The following is a 5,114-nucleotide window of genomic DNA, read 5'->3' on the forward strand; positions in this document are numbered from 1 at the left end:
GGCGGTCTCCCGGGTGGGAGCGCGACCGGGGACCTGAGGGGGCGGGCGGGCTTCGGCCGGGCCGGTGCGCCGGCCCGGTCAGGGCTCGGCGTCGATCACCCGGTGCGGGCGTTCCTCGGCGGTGAGACTCATCGGCGGGGTGTCGTCCTGCTGGCGCGGCTGGAACCGGTTCATCAGCCGGTGCTCGTCCTTGGGCGGTCGGTCGTTGGCGAGCAGGACCGCCAGCCACGGGATGAGGATCATGCCGAGGCCGACCAGCGGCAGCCACAGCCACAGCAGCGGGGCCTGCACGCCGACCAGGACCGCTCCGACGATCACGCAGGCCACGCGGACGCCCATCATCAGCACATAGCGCTTCTGGCGACTGGTGAGCTGGTCGTCCTGGCTGCGCGAGGCGTCGGTGATCAGAATCGGCTGATACGCCTGACGCTTCACCACGGACCTCCTCAAGGGGATTACGACCCATCCTGTCACTCCCCGTGCTTGATCAGCGAGAATCGACGCATCGGGGCTCGTGTTACCTGCGTGGTACGCTCGGCCCGTGGGCAGCAGGTTCAGCTTCACCGAGGAGGCTCTGGCCAACCTGCGGGTCTACGACGTCACGCCGAGGGAAGTCTGGGAGGCGCTGCACAGCAGCCGGCGGGTCATCCGTCACCTGGGCGACGACGTGATGGTCGTCTACGCCACCGCCCGCCGGGGTCGCCGGCTGGCCGTGCTGCTCGCCGAGGCCGACGGCACCGACAACGACTGGGACATCCTCTCCGCCCGCGAGCTGAGCGACGTGGAGGCCAAGCGCTACGACGAGGCCGTGCGGAGATCTCGCCGATGAGGGGGCGTGACGATGAACCGTGACGACGCGACCAAGCAGTTCCACGGCGGCGACGGGCTCGCCGAGCTGATCGACGAGAGCCCGGCGGCGGAACTGCCGACGCCGGACACCGACACCCCGATGGTGAGCCGTTCGGTCCGGCTGCCGCTGGAGACGTACGAGCGGGTCCGGGCGGCCGCCGACGCGCGCGGCATCGGGGTCACCACCCTGATGCGACAGTGGATCGAGGCCGGCCTGGCCGACCTGGACGACTCGGCGACGGTCTCCCTCGCCGACGTACGGCGAGCCCTCGCCGCCCTGTCCCGGCCGACCGCCGCCTGACCGACCGGCCCCGCGCCGACCGTTCAGGGCGCCGCCGGGAAGGTTCCCCCAGCGGCCTCGCCACGTCCCAGCGGCGACGCCGACATCTCCGGGGGGCGGCCCCGGCTGCGCAGGGCGTCGGCGACCGCCACGCCGGCCAGCACCGCGGCCACCACCGCCAGGGCCAGCATCGGCGACCCCGCCGTGAGCGGGGCGGCGGCGACGGCCAACACCCCGACCGCGACCAGCCGGGGCGCGGAGATCCGGCCGAAGATCTCGTACTCGAAGCGCGCCCGGGCGAGCAGGAACAGCGCCGGCCCGCCGAGGATGAAAATCAGCCAGGCCGGGTCGAGCCGGCCGAACGGGTGGTTGATCACCAGCTCGTAACCCACCCCGGTGGCCAGCACGCCGAGGACGATGAACAGGTGGGTACGGGTCGCCGACGCGCCCAGACGGCCCGGAGACCGGGCCAGGCGCAGCGCCTCGGCGAGCAGGTGCCCCGCCCGGTGGAAGTAGATTCGCCACAGCAGCGCGGTGGTCAGGAAGGCGACGGTGAACGCGCCCGCCCGCTCGTAGGAGTACTCGGTACCGCTGAAGCTGACCCCGATGACCAGGATCGTCTCCCCGAGGGAGATCAGGAAGATCTGCTGGTACCGCTCGGCGAGGTGCTCGCCCTCGATCCGCCACCCGGACGCGGGCGCCGGCCCCAGCCGGGGCACCGGCCAACCGGCCAGGGCCGCCGCGCAGTCGACGATCAGCGCCAGCGCCCACAGCGACAGCCGCCACTCGTCGGGCCCGAGCGCGCCGGCGACCCACGGCACACCGCCCACCGCCGCCCAGGCGGCCAGCCGGAACGGCACCTGCCGGCGCGGATGTCCGCGCAGGGCCGTCGCGATGAGCAGCGGACGGCCGATCATCACCGCCAGGTACGCGACCACGAACGTCAGCGCCCGCTCCTCGAACGCCCGGGGCAGCGCCACGGCCATCACCAGGCTGCCGAACATCGAGCCGGCGACCGCGAGCTGGATCACCGACCGCTCGGGCTCGTACCGGCTGGTCACCCAGGTGGTGATCGACCAGACCAGCCACAGCGCGAGGAACAGCATCAGGGTGTGCACGATGCCGACGAGGAGCTCCCCCGCCCCGATGTCGTCGATCAGCCGCTTGGACACGCGGGTCAGCGCGAAGACGAACACGAGGTCGAAGAAGAGCTCCAGGAAGGTGGCCCGGGGCGAGCTGCCCGACGGGCGCAGCAGGGCCGCGCCTCTCCCGCTGCTCATCCGGCGATCCTGGTCACCTCGCTTCAACGAGCCGCCGCCGGGCCCGTTGCGTCAGTCCCCGGTGGCCTTCGCCTTCGCCGCCGCCTTCATCTGCTGCTTGTACTCGCGCACCCGCCGCAGCGATTCGGCGTCGGTCACGTCGGCGACGGACCGGTGGGCGCCCGGGTCGCCGTACCCACCGGCGGCCTCCCGCCAGCCCTCCGGTGTCACCCCGAAGCGCTTGCCGAGCAGCGCCACGAAGATCTGCGCCTTCTGCCGGCCGAAGCCGGGTAGCTCCGCGACGCGGCGGAGCAGGTCGGCGCCGTCCGAGGCGTCGGCCCACAACCGGGCGGCGTCGCCGTCGTACCGGTCCACGAGTACGCGGCAGACCTCCTGCACCCGGGCGGCCATCGCCTTGGGGAACCGGTGCAGTGCCGGCGGGGTGGCGAAGAGCGCGACCAGGGCGTCGGGGTCGTACCCGGCCAGTTCGGCGGCGTCCGGCTCGTGGCCGAGGCGCTGCACGAGGACGTACGGCGAGGAGAACGCCTTCTCCATCGACACTTGTTGGTCTAGAACCATCCCCACGAGCAGCGCCAGCGGGCTGCGCTCCAGCAGCCGGTTGGCCTCGGGGTCGATGGGCAGGACGAGGGTCATGGGGTCATCCTGCCGCCCGCCGGCCGGACCGGGGGCGTCGACGCTCCGTCCGGGCCGGTCGGCCACGTGATGCGACCCGCACTCCGGTTCACGGTGAGGTTAGCCTGTGCTAACTTCTCCCTCGGCCACCCGTCTACCGTCGTGAAGGGGTTCCCACCGTGTCCGTCTCGTTCCGCAGGTCCACCGCGACGCTGGTCGCCACCGGGCTGCTCGGGTTCGGCCTGGTCGCCTGCGGGTCCGACGAGGACGGCGCCGGCGACCCCGGCAAGCCGAACGACAAGACCATCACGGTCTACAGCGGCCGCAACGAGCAGCTGGTCAAGCCCCTGCTGGAGAAGTTCACCCAGCAGACCGGCATCAAGGTGCAGACCCGGTACGCCACCACCGCCCAGCTCGCCGCCCAGCTGGTGGAGGAGGGCGACCGGTCCCCGGCCGACGCCTTCTTCGCCCAGGACGCGGGCGCGCTCGGCACGGTGGCCAAGAAGGGCATGTTCGCCACCCTGCCGACGGAGACCACCGGCAAGGTGGCCGAGACCTACCGGGCCCGCAACGGCGAGTGGGTGGGCCTGAGCGCCCGCTCCCGAGTGCTGGTCTACAACGCCGACCAGGTCACCGCCGCCGACCTGCCGGCGTCCGTCTTCGACCTGACCGGCCCGGCGTGGAAGGGCAAGGTCGGCGTCGCGCCGACCAACGCCTCCTTCCAGGCGTTCGTCACCGCGATCCGGGTCCAGCACGGCGACCAGAAGGCCAAGGACTTCCTCGCCGGGCTCAAGGCCAACGAGCCGCAGATCCGGGACAACAACGTCAAGATCGTGGAGGCCGTGAACAGCGGTGAGATCCCGGTCGGCCTGGTCAACCACTACTACCTGGGCGAGGTCGCCAAGGAGCAGGGCACCACGCCGGAGAGCCTCAAGGCCAAGCTGCACTTCTTCCCCGGCGGCGACACCGGCTCCCTGGTCAACGTCGCCGGTGTCGGGGTGCTCAAGCGCTCGGCCGAGGACGCCGACACCAAGGCGTTCGTCGACTTCATGCTCGGCGCCGAGGCCCAGAGGTACTTCGCCGAGGAGACCTTCGAGTACCCGGTGGTGACCGGTGTGCCCGGCCCGGCGTACGTGCCGCCGCTGGCCGAGCTGAAGGTTCCGGCGATCGACCTCAACGACCTGGACACGCTCGACGCCACCGTCAAGATGATCACCGAATCGGGGCTGGTGCCCTGAGCACCCCCACGACCACCGCAGGGCCGGCCCTTCCGGGGCCGGCCCTGTCCGGCGTACGCGGGCGGTTGCGGCGGCTGGCCCCGCGCCCGACGCTGCTCGCGGCCTCGACCGTCGCGGTGGCCGTGGCCCTGCTGCCCCTGGTCTACCTCGCGGTACGCACCGCCGAGGCGGGTGCCGCACGGGTCGCCGACGAGCTGTGGACCGAGCGGGTCGGCCTGCTCGCCCTGCGCAGCCTCGGCCTGGCCGCCGTCGTCACCGCCGCGTGCGTGGTGCTCGGCGTCGGCACCGCGTTCCTCGTCACCCGCACCGACCTGCCGGCCCGGCGGCTCTTCGCCGTGCTGGCGGCCCTGCCGCTCGCGGTACCGACCTACATCGCCGCCTTCGCCTGGGTCTCCGAGGTCGACGGGCTGGAGGGGTTCTGGCCGGCGGCGCTGGTGCTCACCCTGTGCTCCTACCCGTACGTCTTCCTGCCGGTCGCGGCGGCCCTCCGGGGTGCGGATCCGGCCCAGGAGGAGGTGTCCCGCTCGCTGGGCCGCAGCGGCTGGCAGACCTTCACCGCCGTGACGTTGCGGCAGATCCGCCCGGCCACCGCGGCCGGCGCGCTGCTGGTCGCTTTGTACGTGCTCTCCGACTTCGGCGCGGTGTCGATCCTGCGCACGGACACCTTCACCCGGGCGATCTTCGTCGCGTTCGACCTGGGCTTCGACCGCACGGGGGCGTTGGTGCTCTCCAGCGTGCTGGTGGTGTTGACCGTGCTGCTGCTGGCCGGCGAGACGGTCACCCGGCGGCGCGGCGCCCGGTACGCCCGCCTCGGCGGCGCCCGGCGGCCGGCCCCGCGGCTGCGGCTCGGCACGG

The 5,114-nt window shown here is 72.6% G+C and carries 7 protein-coding genes; 4 read left to right on the forward strand and 3 right to left on the reverse strand.

The window, feature by feature from the left end:
- Positions 1-78: 78 nt before the first annotated feature.
- A complete protein-coding gene (locus tag AB0I76_RS22035; RefSeq protein ID WP_357038483.1) occupies positions 79-435 on the reverse strand; it encodes a DUF3099 domain-containing protein in 357 nt (118 codons plus the stop codon).
- A 106-nt stretch (positions 436-541) separates the two neighbouring features.
- Between AB0I76_RS22035 and AB0I76_RS22040 the strand changes: the two genes are divergently transcribed.
- Positions 542-829, forward strand: coding sequence for a hypothetical protein (locus AB0I76_RS22040; protein ID WP_357038486.1), 288 nt, complete (start codon positions 542-544; stop codon positions 827-829).
- Between the two features lie 12 nt (positions 830-841).
- A complete protein-coding gene (locus tag AB0I76_RS22045; RefSeq protein WP_357038501.1) occupies positions 842-1,150 on the forward strand; it encodes a hypothetical protein in 309 nt (102 codons plus the stop codon).
- Positions 1,151-1,173: 23 nt separating this feature from the next.
- On the opposite strand, the gene AB0I76_RS22050 is transcribed toward AB0I76_RS22045, so the two are convergent.
- On the reverse strand, positions 1,174-2,409 hold the full coding sequence (locus tag AB0I76_RS22050) for a low temperature requirement protein A (protein WP_357038489.1): 1,236 nt from the start codon (positions 2,407-2,409) through the stop codon (positions 1,174-1,176).
- 51 nt (positions 2,410-2,460) lie between these two features.
- Positions 2,461-3,042: an HhH-GPD-type base excision DNA repair protein gene (locus AB0I76_RS22055; RefSeq protein ID WP_357038492.1), complete on the reverse strand. Its 582-nt coding sequence runs from the start codon at positions 3,040-3,042 to the stop codon at positions 2,461-2,463.
- A 158-nt stretch (positions 3,043-3,200) separates the two neighbouring features.
- Here AB0I76_RS22055 and AB0I76_RS22060 point away from each other — a divergent pair, with 158 nt between their 5' ends.
- Together AB0I76_RS22060 and AB0I76_RS22065 are read left to right on the forward strand one after the other, a co-directional pair.
- Complete coding sequence (locus tag AB0I76_RS22060) at positions 3,201-4,259, forward strand: iron ABC transporter substrate-binding protein (RefSeq protein WP_357038495.1); 1,059 nt, start codon at positions 3,201-3,203, stop codon at positions 4,257-4,259.
- A gap of 65 nt (positions 4,260-4,324) precedes the next feature.
- Positions 4,325-5,114, forward strand: a 790-nt coding sequence (locus tag AB0I76_RS22065; protein WP_357038498.1) for an ABC transporter permease subunit, incomplete at its 3' end; no start/stop codon positions are given.

This window comes from Micromonospora sp. NPDC049799, assembly GCF_040656655.1.
Classification (GTDB): domain Bacteria; phylum Actinomycetota; class Actinomycetes; order Mycobacteriales; family Micromonosporaceae; genus Micromonospora.